1 protein-coding gene is annotated in these 1,399 nt (G+C 59.6%); it reads left to right on the top strand.

Translation table 11 applies throughout. The features are described from left to right. The first annotated feature begins 41 nt into the window (after nucleotides 1–41). Nucleotides 42–1,280 carry an IS256 family transposase gene (locus DRW39_RS22080; RefSeq protein WP_116109422.1) on the top strand — a complete coding sequence of 413 codons (1,239 nt, stop codon included), beginning with the start codon at nucleotides 42–44 and terminating at the stop codon, nucleotides 1,278–1,280. Nucleotides 1,281–1,399: the final 119 nt, after the last annotated feature.

The following is a 1,399-nucleotide window of genomic DNA, read 5'->3' as shown; positions in this document are numbered from 1 at the left end:
GAGACTGTACATCCAACTGTGTCTATAACTGTTTTTGATGAATGAGTACCTCTTCTAACTCCTCGCGCAAGTTTGCGGACTTCGAGGCGGACCTGATTCAGGGTCTGATGAACAAACAACCACTGGCCGGTCCCGATGGACTGCTCAATGGATTAATCAAGCACGTGGTGGAGGCCGCCCTGGCCGCCGAACTCGACGCGCATCTGGACGACAACCGTCAGGCGGGCATTGCCAATAAGCGCAATGGCCGAACGCGGAAGGAAGTGCGCACCGATTTCGGCCCGGTGGCGATCGAGGGTAGTCGCGATCGTAACGGCACCTTCGAGCCGGTGACGGTGGGCAAGCGGCAATATGATCTGGCTCCTCACATGACGGAACAGATTTTATCTCTTTACGCCCGCGGTAACTCCGAACGCGACATTGCCGCTCAGTTGGAGCAGATGCTAGGCAACCAACTCAGCCCGGCGGCCATCTCGGCGGTGATCCAGCGGGTCTGGCCACAGGTCACCGAGTGGCAGCAGCGCGGGCTGAAAGCCTTCTACAGCATTGTTTACGCCGATGCCATCCACTTCAAGATTCGCCGCGAGGGGCGCACCGACACGGTGGCCATCTACACGCTCTACGGCGTGGACGCGGACGGTCAGCGGGACCTGCTGTTGCTGGAGCTGGGTGATGGGGCCGAGGGAGCCACCCAGTGGGGCATGTGCCTGGAAAGGCTGAAGCAGCGCGGCGTGGAGGATATTCTGGTGGTGTGCGCCGATGGCCTGACGGGCTTCGATCAGGTGGTCGAACATTACTTCCCCCAGGCGATCTTTCAGCGCTGCGTGGTGCACATTATGCGCAACTGTATGCGGGGCGTGGACTATCGCGACCGCCGCCCCCTGTGCGCCGATCTGCGGCAAGTGTACCAAAGCAACAGCCGGAGCCTGGCGGCCGAAGAACTCGAGGTGGTGCGCACCAAATGGGGACGTAAGTACGCCCACGTGTTCCGCCTCTGGGACCGGGAGTGGGACGCCATCATGGCCTTCAAGGACTTCGGTCCGGAACTACAACGCATGATCTATACCACCAACCCGGTAGAGAACGTACACCGCCTGGAGCGAAAGGTGACCAAGACGAAGGGCAGCTGGGTGAGTGGACAGGCTCTGCTGATCCAACTCTACCTCGGTCTGCAGGCCCACCGCAAGTCCTGGTACCGCCAAGCTTACAACTGGACGGCGGTGAGCCGGGAGCTCAGCGAGACCTACGGAGACCGCTTTACCAAACACTGGATGCTGTAGCCCGCAAACGTCTTTTCTTTACCCACCGGCCCGCTGCGCTTTTGAGGGCCGGCGGGTAAAGAAAAGACTTAGGGCCAAAAGAAAATTCTTAACCCAGACACAGTTCAGTAAACACTCCC

Origin of the sequence: Lewinella sp. IMCC34191, assembly GCF_003390935.1 — a bacterium.
Lineage (GTDB): Bacteria > Bacteroidota > Bacteroidia > Chitinophagales > Saprospiraceae > Neolewinella.
This window is presented reverse-complemented; position numbering and strand designations above follow the sequence as displayed.

Excerpts from the sequence above, each read along its gene's own strand:
- DRW39_RS22080 (WP_116109422.1), top strand. The coding sequence starts at position 42 with ATGAGTACCTCTTCTAACTCCTCGCGCAAGTTTGCGGACTTCGAGGCG.